This is a genomic window from Paraburkholderia kirstenboschensis (assembly GCF_904848585.1).
GTDB classification, from domain to species: Bacteria; Pseudomonadota; Gammaproteobacteria; order Burkholderiales; family Burkholderiaceae; genus Paraburkholderia; species Paraburkholderia kirstenboschensis.
Genome location: NZ_CAJHCR010000004.1, coordinates 178,427 through 197,993 on the forward strand (window position 1 = coordinate 178,427; position 19,567 = coordinate 197,993).

The 19,567-nt window shown below is 62.4% G+C and carries 16 protein-coding genes; 10 read left to right on the forward strand and 6 right to left on the reverse strand.

Going from position 1 to position 19,567, the window contains the following annotated elements; all coding sequences use genetic code 11:
* The first annotated feature begins 159 nt into the window (after positions 1-159).
* Positions 160-3,033 (forward strand): excinuclease ABC subunit UvrA, encoded by a 2,874-nt coding sequence (gene uvrA / locus JMY24_RS13590; RefSeq protein ID WP_128594224.1) that lies wholly within the window; start codon positions 160-162, stop codon positions 3,031-3,033.
* A gap of 33 nt (positions 3,034-3,066) precedes the next feature.
* A complete protein-coding gene (locus tag JMY24_RS13595; protein WP_128594223.1) occupies positions 3,067-4,152 on the forward strand; it encodes an AI-2E family transporter in 1,086 nt (361 codons plus the stop codon).
* A gap of 58 nt (positions 4,153-4,210) precedes the next feature.
* On the opposite strand, the gene JMY24_RS13600 is transcribed toward JMY24_RS13595, so the two are convergent.
* Positions 4,211-6,379, reverse strand: coding sequence for a TonB-dependent siderophore receptor (locus tag JMY24_RS13600; RefSeq protein ID WP_128594222.1), 2,169 nt, complete (start codon positions 6,377-6,379; stop codon positions 4,211-4,213).
* A 313-nt stretch (positions 6,380-6,692) separates the two neighbouring features.
* On the opposite strand from JMY24_RS13600, the gene JMY24_RS13605 reads away from it, so the two are divergent.
* Complete coding sequence (locus tag JMY24_RS13605; protein ID WP_201702239.1) at positions 6,693-7,958, forward strand: PepSY-associated TM helix domain-containing protein; 1,266 nt, start codon at positions 6,693-6,695, stop codon at positions 7,956-7,958.
* A 132-nt stretch (positions 7,959-8,090) separates the two neighbouring features.
* Here JMY24_RS13605 and purU read toward each other — a convergent pair whose 3' ends face one another.
* From purU to JMY24_RS13630, 5 genes are all read right to left on the reverse strand, one after another.
* Complete coding sequence (purU, locus tag JMY24_RS13610; protein ID WP_128594221.1) at positions 8,091-8,960, reverse strand: formyltetrahydrofolate deformylase; 870 nt, start codon at positions 8,958-8,960, stop codon at positions 8,091-8,093.
* 95 nt (positions 8,961-9,055) lie between these two features.
* Positions 9,056-9,907: an NUDIX hydrolase gene (locus JMY24_RS13615; protein ID WP_128594220.1), complete on the reverse strand. Its 852-nt coding sequence runs from the start codon at positions 9,905-9,907 to the stop codon at positions 9,056-9,058.
* A 53-nt stretch (positions 9,908-9,960) separates the two neighbouring features.
* Complete coding sequence (locus tag JMY24_RS13620) at positions 9,961-10,575, reverse strand: LysE family translocator (protein WP_128586503.1); 615 nt, start codon at positions 10,573-10,575, stop codon at positions 9,961-9,963.
* 58 nt (positions 10,576-10,633) lie between these two features.
* On the reverse strand, positions 10,634-11,200 hold the full coding sequence (locus JMY24_RS13625) for an adenine phosphoribosyltransferase (RefSeq protein WP_128586504.1): 567 nt from the start codon (positions 11,198-11,200) through the stop codon (positions 10,634-10,636).
* A gap of 75 nt (positions 11,201-11,275) precedes the next feature.
* On the reverse strand, positions 11,276-13,279 hold the full coding sequence (locus JMY24_RS13630; RefSeq protein ID WP_128594225.1) for a monovalent cation:proton antiporter family protein: 2,004 nt from the start codon (positions 13,277-13,279) through the stop codon (positions 11,276-11,278).
* Between the two features lie 173 nt (positions 13,280-13,452).
* On the opposite strand from JMY24_RS13630, the gene kdsD reads away from it, so the two are divergent.
* The 7 genes from kdsD to hpf all read left to right on the forward strand — a co-directional run bounded on the left by kdsD (position 13,453) and on the right by hpf (position 19,298).
* On the forward strand, positions 13,453-14,436 hold the full coding sequence (kdsD, locus tag JMY24_RS13635; RefSeq protein WP_201702240.1) for an arabinose 5-phosphate isomerase KdsD: 984 nt from the start codon (positions 13,453-13,455) through the stop codon (positions 14,434-14,436).
* Entirely contained in the window at positions 14,436-14,996 is a 561-nt protein-coding gene (locus JMY24_RS13640) for a KdsC family phosphatase (RefSeq protein ID WP_128592275.1), read from the forward strand. The genes kdsD and JMY24_RS13640 overlap by 1 nt, the downstream gene beginning before the upstream one ends.
* Positions 14,993-15,601 (forward strand): LPS export ABC transporter periplasmic protein LptC, encoded by a 609-nt coding sequence (lptC, locus tag JMY24_RS13645; protein ID WP_128592273.1) that lies wholly within the window; start codon positions 14,993-14,995, stop codon positions 15,599-15,601. Before JMY24_RS13640 ends, lptC begins: the two co-directional genes overlap by 4 nt.
* 21 nt (positions 15,602-15,622) lie before the next feature.
* Positions 15,623-16,294 (forward strand): lipopolysaccharide transport periplasmic protein LptA, encoded by a 672-nt coding sequence (gene lptA, locus JMY24_RS13650; protein WP_128592271.1) that lies wholly within the window; start codon positions 15,623-15,625, stop codon positions 16,292-16,294.
* Entirely contained in the window at positions 16,291-17,076 is a 786-nt protein-coding gene (gene lptB / locus JMY24_RS13655) for an LPS export ABC transporter ATP-binding protein (RefSeq protein WP_128592268.1), read from the forward strand. The genes lptA and lptB overlap by 4 nt, the downstream gene beginning before the upstream one ends.
* Before the next feature lie 179 nt (positions 17,077-17,255).
* A complete protein-coding gene (locus JMY24_RS13660) occupies positions 17,256-18,770 on the forward strand; it encodes an RNA polymerase factor sigma-54 (RefSeq protein ID WP_128594217.1) in 1,515 nt (504 codons plus the stop codon).
* Positions 18,771-18,941: 171 nt separating this feature from the next.
* Positions 18,942-19,298, forward strand: a complete 357-nt coding sequence (gene hpf / locus JMY24_RS13665; RefSeq protein ID WP_042328814.1) for a ribosome hibernation-promoting factor, HPF/YfiA family — start codon at positions 18,942-18,944, stop codon at positions 19,296-19,298.
* The last annotated feature ends 269 nt before the right edge of the window (positions 19,299-19,567 follow it).

A 19,567-nucleotide genomic window follows, 5' to 3' on the forward strand; every position in this document is an offset into this window, starting at 1 on the left:
AGACCTTTTCCCGCTAGCGCTGAACCGCGCTCTTACAGCTTGCCTGAGGCGCTGTTCTGCCCTGTTCTGCCCGTCAGGCAGCCATAACGGCGGCCTTGAAAAGTCGTTATAGTAGCAGGTTTAGCCTCTTCCTCTTTCCGCAGTTCATGGAATAAATCCGTGGAACAAATCCGTATTCGTGGGGCTCGCACCCACAACCTGAAGAACGTCAATCTCGACCTACCACGTCACAAGCTCGTCGTAATTACCGGTCTTTCCGGCTCGGGAAAATCGTCGCTCGCGTTCGACACGCTTTATGCGGAAGGACAGCGGCGCTACGTCGAAAGCCTGTCCGCTTACGCGCGCCAGTTCCTGCAGTTGATGGAAAAACCCGACGTCGATCTGATCGAAGGCCTGTCCCCGGCGATCTCGATCGAGCAGAAGGCCACCTCGCACAATCCGCGCTCCACGGTGGGCACCGTCACCGAAATTCACGACTACCTGCGGCTATTGTTCGCACGGGTCGGCACGCCTTACTGTCCGAATCACGAAATCCCGCTTGAAGCGCAAAGCGTGTCGCAAATGGTCGACGCGGCGCTCGCGCTGCCGGAAGAAACGAAGCTGATGATCCTCGCGCCGGTTGTCGCGGACCGCAAGGGCGAGCATGTCGAATTGTTCGAGGAAATGCAGGCGCAGGGCTTCGTCCGCTTCCGCGTGCGTTCGGGCGGCGGCACGGCCAATGAAGGCGCGGCGAAGATCTATGAAGTCGACTCGCTGCCGAAGCTGAAGAAGAACGACAAGCACACTATCGACGTCGTGGTCGACCGCCTCAAGGTTCGGCCCGACATGAAGCAGCGCCTCGCGGAGTCGTTCGAAACCGCACTGCGTCTCGCCGACGGCCGCGCAATCGCGCTCGAAATGGACACCGACAAGCAGCACCTGTTCAGTTCCAAGTTCGCGTGCCCGATCTGCTCGTACTCGCTGCAGGAACTGGAGCCGCGGCTCTTCTCGTTCAACAATCCGATGGGCGCGTGTCCGGAATGCGACGGCCTCGGCCAGATCACCTTCTTCGATCCGAAGCGGGTGGTCGCGCATCCGTCGCTGTCGCTCGCGGCAGGCGCGGTAAAGGGCTGGGACCGGCGCAACCAGTTCTACTTCCAGATGCTGCAGAGCCTCGCGGCGTTTTACGACTTCGACATCGACACAGCCGTCGAAGACCTGCCTGAAAAAGTCCGCAAGATCCTGCTGTTCGGCTCGGGCAAGCAGGAAATTCCGTTCTCGTACATCAACGAGCGCGGCCGCACGTCGGTCCGCGAGCATGTGTTCGAAGGCATCATCCCGAATCTGGAGCGGCGTTATCGCGAGACGGATTCAGCCGCAGTGCGTGAAGAGCTTGCGAAGTATCAGAACAATCAGCCGTGCCCCGCCTGCGCGGGCACGCGCTTGCGCCGGGAAGCGCGCTTTGTGCGGATCGGCACGGACGGCGACGCCCGCGGCATCTACGAAATCAGCGGCTGGCCGTTGCGCGACGCGCTCGGTTATTTCCAGACGCTGCGGCTCGAAGGCTCGAAGCGCGAGATCGCCGACAAGGTCGTGAAAGAAATCGTCGCGCGGCTCATGTTCCTGAACAACGTCGGGCTCGATTATCTGTCGCTGGAACGCAGTGCCGAAACGCTGTCGGGCGGCGAGGCGCAACGCATTCGCCTCGCGTCGCAGATCGGCTCAGGTCTGACCGGCGTGATGTACGTGCTCGACGAGCCGTCCATCGGCCTGCACCAGCGCGACAACGACCGGCTCATCTCCACGCTCAAGCATCTGCGCGACCTGGGCAACTCGGTGATCGTCGTCGAACACGACGAAGACATGATCCGCATGGCCGATTACGTGGTCGACATGGGTCCGGGCGCCGGCGAGCACGGCGGCATGGTGATCGCCGAGGGCACCCCCAAACAGGTGCAGGCCAACCCCGCCTCCATGACGGGGCAGTACATGTCCGGCGCGCGCACCATCGAGTATCCGGATGAGCGCAGGGACCCGGACGAGCGTCATCTGCGCATCGTCGAGGCGCACGGCAACAATCTGCGGCACGTCACACTCGACCTGCCGGTCGGTCTGCTCACATGCGTGACCGGCGTTTCGGGCTCGGGCAAGTCGACGCTGATCAACGACACGCTGTATCACGCGGTCTCGCATCATCTGTACGGCTCGTCCACGGAGCCGGCGCCGTATGAATCGATCGAGGGTCTGGAGCACTTCGACAAGGTCATCAACGTCGACCAGTCGCCGATCGGCCGCACGCCGCGGTCGAATCCGGCCACTTATACGGGTCTTTTCACGCCGATCCGCGAACTGTTCGCCGGCGTTCCCGCAGCCAAGGAGCGCGGCTACGACCCGGGCCGTTTCTCGTTCAACGTGAAGGGCGGGCGCTGCGAGTCATGCCAGGGCGACGGCGTGCTGAAGGTCGAGATGCACTTTTTGCCGGACGTCTACGTGCCCTGCGACGTCTGCCATGGCAAGCGCTACAACCGCGAAACACTGGACGTGCAGTACAAAGGCAAGAACATCAGCGAGGTGCTCGACATGACGGTCGAGCATGCGTACGAGTTCTTCAAGCCGGTGCCGGTCGTTGCGCGCAAGCTGAAAACCCTGCTCGACGTCGGCCTCGGCTATATCCGGCTGGGCCAGTCCGCCACCACTTTGTCGGGCGGCGAGGCGCAGCGGGTCAAACTATCTTTGGAACTGAGCAAGCGCGACACGGGTCGCACCCTATACATTCTCGACGAACCCACGACCGGGTTGCACTTTCATGACATTGCGCTGCTGCTCGAAGTTATTCATCGGTTACGCGACCAGGGTAATACCGTCGTGATCATCGAGCATAATCTCGATGTAATCAAAACTGCCGACTGGGTCATCGACATGGGTCCGGAAGGCGGCGCGGGCGGTGGCCAGATCATCGCGCAAGGCACGCCCGAGCAGATCGCGAAGTCTAAAGCAAGTTTTACCGGTAGATATCTGGCGCCTCTGCTCAAGCGCGCGGCCAGTAAAAAGTAACGCTGCACAACACGGGTTGGAGACGGATAAGCCATGGCCAAGCGGAATGAGGCGCGCGAAGACGGGCAAGTTGAGGACCTACGTCCACGCCCGGTCAGGCTGACCAGCAACATGAGCCTGCCGAAGCTCTCGGCAGTCGAGATCGGCAGTTACGTGCTGATGCTGTTCGGCATGTGGGCGGTGATCGAACTCCGGCTGCTCGGCGCGCTACTCGCCGGGCTGCTGGTGTTCCAGCTGGTGCATACGATCGCGCCGCGCATCGAGCGCCATATGTCCAGCAAACGGGCGCGCTGGATCGCGGTGGTGTTTCTGTCGGCGGTGATCGTGGGCGCGCTTACGGGCCTCACGCTCGGCATCATCGAGCACTTCGAGAACGACGTGCCGAGTGTGCAGAGGCTGCTCGACCAGGCCATGCAGTTGATCGATCAGGCGCGCGGGCGGATCCCGCAATTCATCGCGAGTTCGCTGCCGGTCGACACCGAGCAGATGAAAACCAAAGCCGCCGAGCTGATGCAGACGCACGCCAACATGCTGCAGCAAAGCGGCAAGAGCGCGGCGCGCGCGTTCACGCACATTCTGATCGGCATGATCATCGGGGCGATCATCGCGGTGAGTGCGCAGCAGCACATGCATCGGCTGCCGCTGTCCACCGCGTTCGTCACGCGCGTGACCCGTTTCGCCGACGCCTTCCGCCGCATCGTGTTCGCGCAGGTGAAAATTTCTGCGATCAACGCGGTGTTCACCGGCATTTTCCTGCTGGTGTTCCTGCCGATCTTCCACGACCAGTTGCCGCTTTCGAAAACACTGGTACTGGTCACGTTCATCGTCGGCTTGCTGCCGGTGATCGGCAATCTGATCTCGAACACGATCATCGTTGCGGTGGCGCTGTCGGTGAGCTTTCCTGCGGCGGTCATGTCGCTCGCGTTTCTGATCCTGATTCACAAGCTCGAGTACTTCCTGAACGCGCGGATCGTCGGCGGACAGATCGAGGCGCGCGCCTGGGAACTGCTCGTGGCGATGCTCGTCATGGAAGCCGCGTTCGGCCTGCCGGGCGTGGTTGCGGCGCCAATCTTCTACGCGTATATCAAGCGCGAGCTGATCTATCTTCGGCTGGTTTGAATCTGTTGCACGCGAGAGAACGCAAGGAAAACGGCACCGCGGTGCCGTTTTTTTGTACTCAGAAGTCGATGCGCGCGTTCAATGACAACGTGCGAGGATCGCCCGGCGTTACGTAATCCGCGTATTGGTACTCCCAATAGCGGCGGTTAAGCAGATTGTCGATCGCCGCGCGAAACGTCACGTCATAGCCGGCGATGCGGGTCGCGTAGCTCGCGCCCAGATTCACCAGCAAATAGCCCGGTGCATTCAGATTGTCCGACGGACGCACGTTGGTGTTGCCCGTGAACTTGGCGTCCGCGCCGATGCGCAGCCCCGGCACATACGGCACCGAGTAAGTCGCATGGCCCGCAACGACGAACTGCGGCGCGCCCGCCACGCGGTTGCCGTTATTGGCCGCGCCGCGCTCGTACTTCGTGTTGATCCACATCAGGTCGCCGCCCACGTTCCAGTTGCGGCCAAGACGCACATCGCCGCCCATCTCGACACCCTGGAAGATCGACTCGCCGTCCTGCGTATAGACGTTCGCGCTATTCGCGTACGCCGAGCCGCGCTCGATGCGGAACAAGGCGGCCGTCGCGCTCCAGCGTCCCTGCTCGGTTTTGACGCCCACTTCGTATTGTTTGCTGCGCAACGGCTTGAGCAGTTCGCCGCGATTCGCATACGTATCGCCGACGACGGTCCCCGCTTCGAGCGACTCGACATAGCTCGTGTACAACGTCGTGGTCGGCGCGAGCTTGAACATCAGCGCGACGGTCGGCGTAACGACGCCGTTCTGGCTATATGTCGACGTGGTCGCGCCGGTCGTCGAGTAGCCGTGCTGCTCGTAGTTCGTGTAACGCACGCCGCTGAGCACTGACCAGCGCTGCGTCAACTCGATCGTATCGCTGGCAAAGAGCGCTTTCTGCGTGATATCGCTGTCGCGGTAGCTGTAGTAGTTGGATGCGCCGCCGAACGTGTTGGTGTTCGGCTGGTAGATGTTGCCCGTGCCGATCTGGCCGAAGAAGCTGTTGGCACCGTAGTCGTTCGTCTGACGCTGATAGGCGGCGCCAAAGACCAGTTGATGCTGCAACGGCCCCGTCTTCACGCGGCCTTCCGCCGACACCTGCCACAAGCTCAGCTGATGTCCTTCCTTGCCGGCGAAACGGCTGTCGGTGTAGTCGCCCGCGCCGTTCAGCAGGTAGTACGTGCTTTCGTTGCGGTCGCGCGAGCTCTTGCTGTAGCTGTAGCTTGCGTTGAGCGTCCAGTCCGGGCCGAGGTCGTACTGAAGGCCGGCGGTATAGAGCTGCAGGTTGGTATTCAGATGCTGGTCGGGACCGGAAAGGTCGCCGGTGCCGCCGCTTATCGTATGCGGCAGACTGGTACCTGTGTATTGCGCCGTCGAGATCGCGCCCGTAATGCCGCTCGAATGGCGCTCCTGATATAACGCGCCGAAGGTCGCCTTCAGGTCGCGCGTGATGCGGGCGTCGAGTGCGACTGAAACCGTATCGCGCCGCACGTTGCCGTCGTTATAGGTCTTGCCTTCCTCGTGCGTGGCGTTCAGGCGATAGCCGAACATGCCGTCGGGACCCACGCGGCCGCCGAGGTCAGCGTGCTCCGTCCATACACCGTCGGTGTAGTAGCCGATGTCGACGCTGCGTATTGGCGTCGTCGAAACGGGCGGCTTCTTCGTCACGTAGTTGACGACGCCGCCAGGTGCGCCGAATCCGTACATGAAGCCGGTGAGGCCTTTGAGCAGTTCGACTTGTTCGAGTTGCTCGTAAGGCATCGTAATGCCGTAGCTGTTGAACGGCATGCCGTCGATCTTGAATCCAGACTGCCAGTCCAGCTGCATGCCGCGCACGGTCAGATACGTGGCCCACGCGTTGTAGGCGTTGCCGTTGTCGGATACGGAGGCGTCGGTGGCGAACACGTCGCCGAGTTTGGACGGCTGGCGATCCTGCAACTCTTCACTGGTGACGACGGTGGTCGAAAACGGCGTATCGAGTTGCGAGCGGGTGCCGAGCGCGCCGCTGCCGACGTCCTCTTTCAGATGCTGGGCGGTGTCTTGTGCCGCCGTGACCTTGACGGCCGGCAGCGCGTTTTCACCACTCTCCGAAGATGCGGCTGGAGACGGCGCCTGCTGCGCCAGCGCGGCGTGACTTGCCGTTAGTGCCAGGCACGCGGCCCAGTGCAACCGGTGCAGTTTGCGAGTCTTTGGTGAACGTCCTACCCCGCTGTGTTTCTTCATTGTCGATCCCGTTTCTCTGTCTCATCTATCAAATGAGAATCATTACTATTTGTACGGGACGGGATAATGCCCAAAAACTATGCCGATTGTAAGGTCCCAAGCGCGACATTTTGCCGCAGGACCGTCGGAGAGGCGCGTGGGCTGGCGTTGCGAGCGCCGCACTGGCGGCGATCCCAGCCGCCGCCCCGCGCAACTTTTAAGGAACTTGCGGCTTACAACACGCTTCGCATAAGATGAGAACAATTCCCATTTACGCATTGGCTTCCGCTGTGATCCGTCGTCCGCCTATCTGCTTCGCCCTGCCGGTCTGCCTATGAGGCGCCAGCTCGTCCGCCTGCATCGCTGGTTCGGCGTGGCCACTGCGCTGTTTCTGTTCGTCGCGGGGTTGACCGGCGCGATCATCGCGTGGGATCACGAAGTGGATGCCGCGCTCAATCCGTCGTTTTTCAAGGCGCGTACCGACGGGCCTGCGTTGTCCGGGCTGGAACTCGCCCGGCGCGTCGAAGCCGCCGATCCGCGCTTGCAAGTGACGTATCTGCCGCTCGCGGCGGAGCCCGGCCACACGCTGCAGATGATGGTGCTTCCGCGTACTGATCCCGTCACGCGAGAGCCGTACAAGCTCGACTTCAATCAGATCGCCGTCGATCCCGCCACCGGCGAGATCCAGGGCCAGCGGCAATGGGGCGCGTTTTCGCTGGCGAGGATCAACCTGATTCCGTTCATCTACAAGCTGCACTACACGCTGCATTTGCCGTTCACCGGCGGCATCGACGTGGGCGTCTGGTTGATGGGCATTGTCGGGATGATCTGGCTGTTCGATAGCGCGATTGCGCTGTGCCTGTCGTTTCCGCGCCTCAATACGTGGCGCAAGTCGTTCGCGTTTCGCTTCGGCCGCGGCGGCTATGCGCTCACGTTCGACTTGCACCGCTCGGGCGGCGTGTGGATCTGGGGGCTGCTGATGATCGTCGCGGTGACGTCGGTGTCGATGAACCTCTCGTCACCCGTTGTGCGCCCCATCGTCTCGATGTTTTCGACGCTCACGCCGGACCCGATCAACAACCCGGAGATTCTTCGCGCGCCGAAGCCCGGCGACAGCGTGCTCACCCGCGAGCGCGTCGTGCAACTCGCGCAAGAAGCCGGCAAAACGCAGCACCTGAAGGCGCCTCCGGGCGGAATCTACTATGCGGAATTCCTGCACGCGTACGGCGTCGGTTTCTACGAGACGGGCAACGATCACGGCGACCTGGGTCTCGGCAACCCGTGGATGTACTGGGACGCGGCAACCGGCAAGCTGCTCGGTCAGCAGATACCGGGCAAAGGCACGGCGGGCGACGTCTTCATGCAGGTTCAGTTTCCGCTGCACTCGGGGCGCATTCTCGGACTCGGCGGGCGGATCCTGATTAGCGCAGTTGGCGTCGCGGTCGCCGTGCTGAGCGCGACGGGGCTGCTGATCTGGCTGAAGAAGCTGAATGCGCGCCGCCGCTCATCGCAGAACGCGCAGAGGATGCACGAAGCGCCAGTGACCCGGGACGCCGGCAGAGCCCCGGCACGGCCGAAGGCAGAGGTCGCGCCCGAATAAACCCGCACCTATGCGCAGCGGGCCAAGCGGCAGGCGAAGCGGCAGGCGACGGCCCTTCAATGAAGCATGCCGCTTGCCGCGAGGCTTCACCGCAGCGCCCGGCGAGCCGCAGCGGAAAGCCCTCACCGGCTTCTAACGAAACACCACCGTCTTGCTACCGTTCAGCACAACGCGGTGCTCGACGTGCCACTTCACCGCACGCGCCAGCGTCACGCATTCGACGTCGCGGCCGATCGCCGTCAACTGTTCCGGCGTCATGCTGTGGTCCACGCGCTCCACTTCCTGCTCGATGATCGGACCTTCGTCCAGATCGGTCGTCACGTAGTGCGCCGTTGCGCCGATCAGCTTGACGCCACGATCGAACGCCTGGTAATAGGGTTTCGCACCCTTGAAGCTCGGCAGGAACGAGTGATGAATGTTGATTGCGCGGCCGGCAAGCGCCTCGCACAGCTTCGGCGACAGAATTTGCATGTAGCGCGCGAGCACGACGAGATCCGCCTGATGCTCGTCGATCACTTCGAGCACGCGCGCTTCCTGCGCGGCCTTCGCTTCAGGCGTGCCGCCCAGCAGCGGGAAATGATGGAACGGAATGTCATAGCTCGCTGCGAGCTGATAAAACTCCTTGTGGTTGGAGATGATCGCCGGGATCTCGATGTTCAGCTGACCGGTACGGTAGCGGAACAGCAGGTCGTTCAGGCAATGTCCAATTTTCGACACCATGATGATGACGCGCGGCTTCACCGATGCGTCGTGCAATTCCCAGCTCATGCCGAACTGCTCGGCGAGCGCCCCGAACGACGCGCGCAGTGCCTCGAGCCCCGGGTCGCCGCCCACCTGCTGGAAATGCACGCGCATGAAGAACTCGCCGGTGCGGCTGTCGCCGAACTGCGCGGAATCGAGAATGTTGCTGCCACGCTCGAACAGAAAGCCCGACACGGCGTGAACAATGCCGGGCCGGTCGGCGCACGACAGTTTGAGGATAAAGCTGTGATCGGTCGACATGACCTGGGTGACTCCCTTCTTCAATGCGTGGTTTGTTCGGTGTTGCTGTATGGTGTGCGGCGCAAGGCGCTTTGGCAAGGCCCGCGGTGACGTGCTTACGCGAGCGCGGGCGGTGCGAACAACGCTTCGATTCCCGCGCACGCCTCTTCGTCGATCCAGCGGCGGCGCAGCAGGCAATCCAGTGTGGCAAGACTCGCGTCGACCGTCATTGCGCCTTCCTCGATCCAGCGCGCCACTTCGTCGATGCGCGCAAGCCGGTGTTCGCCGACTTCGCCGTCCTGATTGCGCGGCGCGAAGTCCGCAGGCAGCGCGAGGTCGTAGATAAAGATCTGTTCGGCCTGGGTGCCTTCGGGCAGCGATTGCAGCACATACGCGGTGCGGCCCGCGACCGCGCGCACGGCAATCTCTTCCGGTATGCCGGCTTCTTCCCAGCACTCCTTGACGATGGTCGCCTCGACGCCGAAGCCCCAACCGATTCCGCCCGCCACCACATTGTCGAGCATGCCGGGATCGGTCGCCTTCGTGTCGCTGCGGCGCGCGATCCATAATCTCGGCGCGCCACCGTCCGCGTATTCTACGACGCCGTTCAGATGCACCGCGTAGGTCAGCGTGCCGAAAAAGCGCGACGCCGCACGCTCGATGTACGCGAGCGGCGGCGCGTCGAACGCATTGCGGATCGCATAGGTCTCGTTGCGCCAGCCGGGAATACGGCCTTCGGCGGCGAGCGCGCCGATCACGGAGCCCAGCGCCGCACTGCGCAAGTCAACGGTGTTGAACGACGGCGCGAGGCTGACGCGCGCATCGTCGATATCGAACACGTCTGGCCAACGCGCGAGCAAACGCACATCGTCCGAACGAATCCAGCCGACCTGGTCGGCGTCGATGCAGAACGGCAGATGCGCAGCAACGTCAAAGCGGCGCGCGGCGATAAGGCAAGGCAAACTCATTCAAAACTCCAAACTGTCGGCGGCGAGCGGCGATGAGCCAGATCAATCGCAAATCAATCCCGCAACGCGACTCGAATCCCGATCGCAATGAAGGTGGCGCCGGCAAGCCGGTCGAGCCACACGCCCACACGCGGCCGGCGCTTCAACCACCCGCCGATGATCCCGGCACACACGCCGAACAGCGAAAACACCGCTACGGTCTGCAACATGAAGAGCGCGCCGAGTTCGAGCATTTGCACGGTGACGCTTTGCGCGCCATGCGGCTGCACGAACTGCGGCAGAAACACGATAAAGAACAGCGTCACTTTCGGGTTGAGCAGATTGCCGAGCACGCTTTGGCGGAACACGGTCATCAACGGCTGCGGCGCGCGTTCGTGCGCGGTCGCGAGCCCTTGGCTGCGCAGCGCCTTGACGCCGATCCAGACGAGATACGCCGCGCCGGCCAGCTTGATCGCCTGGAAAGCGAACGGCGACGAGCGCAGCAACGCTGCCACGCCGAGCGCGGCGAGCGTCGTGTGAAACGTGATGCCCGCCGCAAAACCGAGCGCGGCCACCAGACCTGCAGCACGGCCCTGCGAGATGCCGCGCGCGAGCACTTGCAGATTGTCCGGACCGGGCGCCATCGTGATCGCAATCGACGTGGCAAGGAACAGCATGAAGTTGGGCATCGTTCTTACCTGCTTTATTGCACAAGGTGAAGTGCGTCGCGGCGAGTTTGCGGCGCGCTCAATGACCGTCGAAACTCGTCACCGTATAGAGGGACAGCCCGCCGCCCGCGAGCAGTTTCGAGCCGCCGAGTTCCGGTAAATCGATAATCGCCGCACCTTCCACGACGGTCGCGCCGAGCCGCTCGAGCAGAATCTTGCCGGCCATCATCGTGCCGCCGGTTGCGATCAGATCGTCGATGATCACCACGCGGTCGCCAGGCTTGCACGCGTCTTCGTGAATCTCGACGGTGGCCGTGCCGTATTCCAGTTCATAAGATTGCGACACGCGCTTGTAGGGCAGTTTGCCCTCCTTACGAATCGGAATGAAACCCAGATTCAACTCATACGCGAGAATTGGCCCGATGATGAAACCACGCGCATCGAGCCCGGCAATGTAGTCGAGCTTCGCGTCGATATAACGCTGCACGAACAGGTCGATCAGCACCCGCAGCGACTTCGGCTCCTGAAGCAGCGGCGTGATGTCGCGGAACTGCACGCCGGCCTGGGGCCAGTCGGGCACGGTGCGAATATGACTCTTGATATAGTCGGCCGCATCGAGCGGCGCGCTCGCGAGCGCGTTTGACATGATGTCTCCGGATGGACCTCGACAGGTCCAATGAAAAGCTGAATCGGTGCAGCCGCACGAACCGTGCAGCAATTGCTACGCCGCGGCAGCGCCCGCGCGGCGGTGTTTCGAGAGTCGCTCCTCGGCCTGCGCCAACTGCTCGGGCAAGCCGCGCAACACGACAATGTCGCTCGCGCGCAGCTTGGTGGACGGATCTGGCTCCACGCCGCGAATGCCGTGACGGCGAATCGCCGTCACTTCGACACCCAGTTCGTACAGACCCAGGTCCGCCAGCGTGCGGCCAACCGCGTCGGCGTTCTGGTCGACCGGGACCGATTGTAGCCGCACCTGTTCGTGGCCGTCGTCGTCGTCCATGTCGTCGGCGCCGTGGAAATAGCCGCGCAGCAGCGCATAACGTTCGTCGCGCATTTCCTCCACGCGGCGCACCACGCGACGCATCGGTATGCCCATCACGACGAGCGTGTGCGAAGCGAGCATCAGGCTACCCTCCACGATCTCGGGAATCACCTCCGTCGCGCCGGCGGCCAGCAGTTTTTCCAGATCGGCGTCGTCGACGGTACGAACGATCACCGGCAACGTCGGTTCGAGTTCGTGGATGTTGTGCAGCACGCGCAATGCCGACGGCGTGTTTGCATACGTAATCGCGATCGCCGCGGCGCGATGAATACCGGCCGCGAGCAGCGATTCGCGCCGCCCCGCATCGCCGAACACGACCGACTCGCCCGCGGCGGCTGCCGCCTGCACACGGTCCGGGTCGAGATCCAGCGCGACATACGACAAACCTTCGTGTTCGAGCATGCGCGCAAGGTTCTGCCCGGAGCGACCGTAGCCGCAGATGATCACGTGGCCGCTTTGCTTCAGGCTCTGCGTGGCGATGCGCGTCATCTGCAATGACTGCATCATCCATTCAGTCGAAGAAAGCCGCAGCACGATACGGTCCGCGTTCTGGATCAGGAACGGCGCGGCGAGCATCGACAGCAGCATCGCCGCGAGAATTGCCTGCAGCAGCGTGGCGTCGACGAGATGTTTGTCGAGAATCAGATTCAGCAGCACGAAACCGAACTCGCCCGCTTGCGCGAGGCCGATGCCCGTGCGCATTGCGACGCCCGGCGACGCGCCGAACAGACGCGAAAGCCCCGTGATCATGACCGCCTTGAGCAGGATCGGGCCGATCAGGAAGCCGAGAACGATCAGCGGATGTTCCCAGATCACGCGCGGATTTAGCAGCATGCCGGTCGTGACGAAGAAGAGCCCGAGCAGCACGTCGCGAAACGGCTTGATGTCTTCTTCGACCTGATGGCGGTACGGCGTTTCCGCGATCAACATGCCTGCGATGAATGCGCCCAGCGCGAGCGACAGCCCGAACTTGTCCGTGATGAACGCCGAGCCGAGCGTGACGAGCAGCAGATTGAGAATGAACAGTTCCTGCGAGCGGCGCCGCGCGACCACATTGAACCAGCGCGTCATGAAGCGCTGTCCGACGATCAGCAGCAGCGACAATGCGACGACGATCTTGATGGCCGCGACGCCGAGTGAGTTGACGAGGTCTTTCGGATCGCCGCCCAGCGCCGAGATGATGATCAGGAGCGGCACCACCGCGAGATCCTGGAACAGCAGCACACCGAAGATATTGCGGCCATGCTCGGTTTCTATTTCGAGCCGCTCCGCGAGCATCTTGCTGACGATCGCCGTCGACGACATCGCCAGCGCGCCGCCGAGCGCAACACTCGCCTGCCATTTGATATGCACCCAACGCTCGAATACGAAACCGAGCGTGACCGAGATCGCGATGGTGCCGAGCACTTGCAACAGACCAAGACCGAATACGAGGCGGCGCATGGAGCGCAGTTTCGCGAGCGAAAACTCGAGGCCGATCGAAAACATCAGGAACACGACGCCAAACTCCGCGAGGTTCTGCGCGCCCACGGAATCGGGAACGAGGCCCAACGCATTCGGCCCGACGACGATGCCGACGCTCAGATAGCCGAGCATCGGCGGAAGATTCAGAAAGCGAAAGATCACCACGCCCGCGACCGAGGCCAGCAGCAGGAAAAGCGTCATTTCGAGCGGGGAAATCATCGGCAAAAACGCATGGGTGAAGCGTCCTCGTTCGTCAGCGGAACCGCGCACGCAACATGCCGTGCGACAAGGTTGAGGGGCCGTTATAGGGTGCGATAAAGGGGGCGATGAAGGCAGCGGCTTTGCACAGCAGGCCCGGCGCGGCGAACAAGCGCCTTTGCTATACTTCGCGAATGATAGCGAAAATCAATGGCGACCGGGCGCTCGCGCTCGCTCGTGACGTGCTCGACATCGAAGCGGACGCCGTGCGCGCGCTTCGCGATCAACTCGACGGCGCCTTCGTCGGTGCGGTCGAGCTCATCATGGGTTGCCGCGGGCGCGTGGTCGTCTCCGGCATCGGCAAATCAGGGCATGTGGCCCGCAAGCTCGCGGCCACGTTAGCCAGCACGGGCACACCGGCGTTCTTCGTGCATCCCGCTGAAGCGAGTCATGGCGACCTCGGCATGGTCACCGCCGACGACGTATTCCTCGCGCTGTCCAATTCCGGTGAAACCGAAGAACTCGTGGCCATCCTGCCGCTCATCAAGCGGATCGGCGCAAAGCTGATCGCAATGACCGGACGCCCGTCGTCGAGTCTCGCGAAACTGGCCGACGTCCATCTGAATTCTGCCGTCGCCAAAGAAGCCTGTCCGATGAATCTTGCGCCCACGGCGAGCACCACAGCGGCGCTCGCGCTCGGCGACGCGCTCGCGGTCGCCGTGCTCGACGCGCGTGGCTTCGGTCGCGACGACTTCGCGCGCTCGCATCCGGGCGGCGCGCTCGGCCGGCGCCTGCTCACCTACGTAAGCGACGTGATGCGCACGGGCGAGCAAGTGCCGAAGGTCACGCCCGAAGCGACCGTACGCGACGCGTTGTTCCAGTTGACGGCCAAGCGCATGGGCATGACGGCGATTGTCGATGGCGAAGACCGCGTGAAGGGCATTTTCACAGACGGCGACTTGCGCCGCGTGCTGGAGCGTGACGGCGATTTTCGCGCACTGTCGATCGCTTCGGTGATGACCGCCGACCCGCGCACCATCGATCCCGATCATCTCGCAGTGGAAGCCGTGGAACTGATGGAGCGCCATCGCATCAATCAGATGCTGGTCGTCGACGAAGCGGGCAAGCTCATCGGCGCACTCAACATGCACGACCTGTTCTCGAAAAAGGTGATCTGATGGCCGTCGCGCCCCCTACCGCTACCGAACGCGCAAGCCGCGTGAAGCTGATGATTTTCGACGTCGACGGCGTACTCACCGACGGCGGGCTGCTCTTCACGGCGGAAGGCGACACGATGAAGGGTTTCAATTCCATGGACGGCCACGGCATGAAGCTGTTGCGCCAGGCCGGCATTGAAACGGCGATCATCACCGGGCGCAAGTCGGGCATCGTCGCCGCGCGCGCGAAAGAAATGCATATCACGCACGTGTATCAGGGCATCGAGAACAAGCCGCAGGCGTTCGCAGACTTGCTCGAAGCGACCGGCATGAGCGCGGAACAATGCGGCTACATGGGCGACGACTGGGTCGATCTCGGCGTGATGCTGAAGGTCGGCTTTGCGGCGGCGCCGGCTAATTCGCATCCTGAAGTGATCGCACGAGCCCATTGGGTCAGTGAGGCACGCGGCGGCCACGGCGCGGCCCGCGAAGTCTGCGACACGCTGCTGCGCGCGCAGCACAAGTATGAGGCGCTGCTCGCAGCCGCCTGCAGCGGCGAACAGCGGGGCCTCGTCGGATGAATCAGTTTCGCCTGACTTCGCTGATCCCGCTCGTCGCGATGGCCGCTCTCGCGGGCATCACGTGGTGGCTTCTGCAAGCCACGTTGCCACGGCAAAACGAAGGCGCGGTGCGTCCCAAGGAGCACACGCCCGACTACTTCGCCGACAACTTTTCGGTTTCCGAGCTCGATCAGTCGGGCTCCACGCAATATCGCCTGACCGCGCAGTCGCTGATTCACTATGAAGACGACGAACTGAGCGATCTGGTCAAGCCCGCAATGCGCGCGTTCCAGCCGGGCAAGCCGATCGTCACTGCAACCGGCGACACCGGCAAGGTCAACGGCGACGCGTCCATCGTCGACCTGTATGGCAACGCGCGCATCTTGCGCGCGCCGGGCTATGGCGATCCGCAGATGCAAGCCGATTCCGAGCATTTCCGCGTGCTGGTCAACGACGATGTGATCGAGACGGAAAAGCCGGTTAAACTTCAGCGCGGCGTGTCCGTGATGACTGCCAGCGGCATGAACTACAACAACGTCACCCGGGTGATGCAGCTCTTCGGCAATGTGAAAGGCGCGATCGCCGCGTCCGACGCCGGCGGCAGCTCGCCCAAGCAACCCGGGTAAATCCATTCCAGGCGTGACTGCATGAACGAATCGTTCCCCCGTTTTGATACCGGCCGCTCGCGCACCCTGTCCGCGTGCCGCGCCGGACTCGCTGCGCTGATGGTCGCGTTGCCGCTCGCCGGCTTCGCGCCGCTCGCGCACGCGGACCGCGCCGACAAGGACAAGCCGCTCAATATCGAAGCGGACAACATGACTTACGACGACCTGAAACAGGTCAACATCTTCACCGGCCATGTGGTCGCGACCAAAGGCACGATCGTGATCAAGGCCGACCGTGTAGACGTGACGCAAGACCCGCAGGGCTATCAGTACGCAACCGGCACGTCGAGCGGCGGCAATCTGTCGTATTTCCGCCAGAAGCGCGAAGGTCTCGATGAATACATCGAAGGCACGGCCGTTCGTATCGACTACGACGGCAAGCAGGACCTGACCACGCTCACCACGAATGCCACCGTCAAGCGTCTGCAAGGTCTTTCCACGGTGATGGACCAGGTGCACGGCAGCGTGATTACGTACGACGGGCAAAAGGACTTCTATACCGCGAAGGCAGGCAAGGACGTCGCGGGGCCGGGCAATCCGAGCGGCCGTGTGCGCGCGATGCTTTCGCCGCGCAACGGCGGCGCGGCGCCGCTGAACGGTGCGTCGGCCACGCTCGCGCCGTCCACCACGATTCAGGGAGCGCCAAATCAGTGAGCACCTCCGCGTCCCTCCCCAATCGCAAGCCGGCCGGCACCAGTAGTTCGCTGGTCGTACGCAGTCTGAAGAAGCGTTACGGTTCGCGCACGGTCGTCAAAGACGTCTCGCTCGACGTGAAAAGCGGCGAAGTGGTCGGGCTGCTCGGGCCGAACGGCGCGGGCAAGACCACGTCGTTTTATATGATCGTCGGCCTCGTGCCGCTCGACGCAGGCGAAATCGATCTGGACGGCAAGTCCATCAGCCTGTTGCCGATCCACAAGCGCGCTTCGCTCGGGCTCTCGTATCTGCCGCAGGAAGCTTCAGTGTTCCGCAAGCTTTCCGTCGAGCAGAATATTCGCGCGGTGCTGGAATTGCAGCACGAAGACAACGGCAAGCGGCTCACCAAAGACGCAATCACGAGCCGCGTGGAAGCCTTGCTGGACGAGCTGCAAATCTCGCATTTGCGCGACAATCCAGCGTTGTCGCTGTCGGGCGGCGAACGCCGCCGGGTGGAAATCGCGCGGGCGCTCGCCACCAATCCGAGCTTCATTCTGCTGGACGAGCCGTTCGCGGGCGTCGATCCGATTGCGGTGCTCGAAATCCAGAAGATCGTCAAATTTCTGAAGCAGCGCAATATTGGCGTGCTAATCACCGACCACAACGTGCGTGAAACGCTCGGTATTTGCGATCACGCCTACATCATCAGCGACGGCAGCGTGCTGGCCGCCGGCGCGCCGAGCGAAATCATCGAAAACGAAAGCGTGCGGCGCGTCTATCTGGGCGAGCATTTCCGCATGTAAGTGCACGCGGGAATCGGCGGCGCCGCGCGCGTCTGCCGGTTCTTTCGCGGCAAGCGCCCGGGCCCGTTCCCGTCGCGGGCGGCCCGCGCCCGGCGTTGCCGACACCGGCGCAGGCGTAATTGCGAATTCGCAAGGTATCGCGGTCGTGGCAAACTCTCTACAATGAATCTGAACTTGCCATGAAAGCCAGCCTCCAACTCCGCCTATCGCAGCATCTTGCGTTGACCCCGCAACTGCAGCAGTCCATCCGGCTGCTTCAGCTGTCCACGCTCGAACTGCAGCAGGAAGTTGCAACCGCGATCTCGCAGAATCCGCTCCTCGAGAACGAGGACGACTGGATCGCGAGCCCGCTTCGCGTGGCGGCCGACGGTTCGCTGATTACGCAGGCGCCCAGTTCGTCAGCGCCGCCCGATCAGATGGGCGGCAACGGCTCGTCATCGTCCAGCAGCAGTGAGCGCGCCGAGAACGGCGAGCCGCAAGGCGTGGACGAGTACAACGGCCTCTCGGGCGACAGCAATGGCGACGCGTCGCAATGGAATCTCGACGACTACGGCCGCTCCGGCAACGCCTCCGACGACGACGACCTACCCCCGCTGCAAATTCACGAATCGAGTACTTCGCTGCGCGATCACCTGATGGCGCAACTGCGCGTTACGCAGGCTGGTCAGCGTGACCGGGCGCTGATTACCTTCCTGATCGAGTCGCTAGACGACGACGGCTACCTTGCCGCCACGCTCGACGAAGTGCTCGCGGATCTGCCCGACGAACTCGAAGTCGACCTCGACGAACTGAATGCCGCGCTCGCGCTGCTGCATAGCTTCGACCCGGCCGGCGTAGGCGCACGCTCCGCCTCTGAGTGTCTGAAGCTGCAACTGTTGCGGCTGCCGCCCTCGCCCACGCGAACGCTCGCGCTCGAGATCGTTGCCCATTATCTGGAACTGCTGGCCGCACGCGATTTCACGCGTCTGCGCAAGCATCTGAAAGCAAACGACGACGACCTGCGCGACGCGCACATGCTGATCCGCTCGCTCGAACCGTTCCCTGGCGCAGCGTACGGCAAGGCCGAAGCGGACTACGTGGTGCCGGACATCATGGTGCGTAAAACCGCCCAGGGCTGGCAAGCCGAACTCAATCCCGAAGTGGTGCCGAAGCTGCGCATCAATCACCTCTACGCCAACATTCTGCGCAACAACCGGGGCGATCCGGGCAGCGGTTCGTTGCGCCAGCAACTGCAGGAAGCACGCTGGCTGATCAAGAATATCCAGCAACGTTTCGAAACAATCCTGCGTGTCGCGCAAGCAATTGTGGAGCGCCAGAAGAGCTTTTTTGTGCACGGCGAAATTGCTATGCGCCCCTTGGTTTTGCGGGAAATTGCTGATACGCTGGGCCTACACGAGTCGACTGTCTCGCGTGTGACAACCGGTAAGTACATGCTCACCCCGTTCGGGACGCTAGAGTTCAAGTACTTCTTCGGATCGCATGTTTCGACAGACACGGGCGGCGCGGCCTCTTCCACGGCCATTCGCGCGCTCATCAAGCAACTGATAGGAGCGGAAAACGCAAAAACGCCTCTTTCAGACAGCCGCATAGCCGAACTGCTGGCGGAACAGGGCTTCGTGGTCGCACGGCGCACCGTGGCGAAATATCGCGAAGCACTCAGGATTCCGGCAGTCAACCTGCGCAAGTCTCTGTAGCCCGTCGCCTTCCGTGGCGGGCATTTACCGGCCGCTCCGCAAGTTGGCGGACAGGCCGGCCGATGCGACCTGCCAGAAGTCAGTCACCGGGGGGCGACTTTGGCAAGCCGACAGATCGACCGGACCTTCGTCATCGTGCGGACCAAGCGGCCATTAGCTTGGAGAAGCACTATGAATCTGCAGATCAGTGGACACCACCTCGAAGTAACGCCTGCGTTGCGCGAATACGTGATCACCAAACTGGATAGGGTGCTAAGACATTTCGATCAGGTCATCGACGGCAGTGTGGTCCTCTCGGTCGACAACCACAAGGAAAAGGACAAGCGGCAAAAGGTTGAAATCAACCTGCATCTGAAGGGCAAGGACATTTTTGTCGAGAGCTGCGACAGCGACCTCTACGCTGCGATCGATCTCATGATCGACAAGCTCGACCGGCAAGTGATACGTCACAAGGATCGCCTGCAAGGCCATCAGCATGATGCGATCAAGTATCAACCGGCGCCGCAACTAGACGTGCCGCCGCAGTAAGCGAAATTAGAAGAGTAACTTCATTTCGCTTCACCTGAACCGCCCGCACTCGGGCGGTTTTTCGTTGGGATCGCGGGTTGCTTGCCGGTTTTCACAGGCAGACTCGCCAGGCTGGCGCGGCGCGAATCGTCCCGAAAAAGAACCTATTGAGCATTGATGGCGCGCCGCACCATACGCCGCCGCCCTGTTCTATAATGTTCCGGTTACTATCGGGGTCTAGGTCGCATGCAGGCAGTCTGCCGGAGTCCTGTGCTTTCGGACTCCAATGC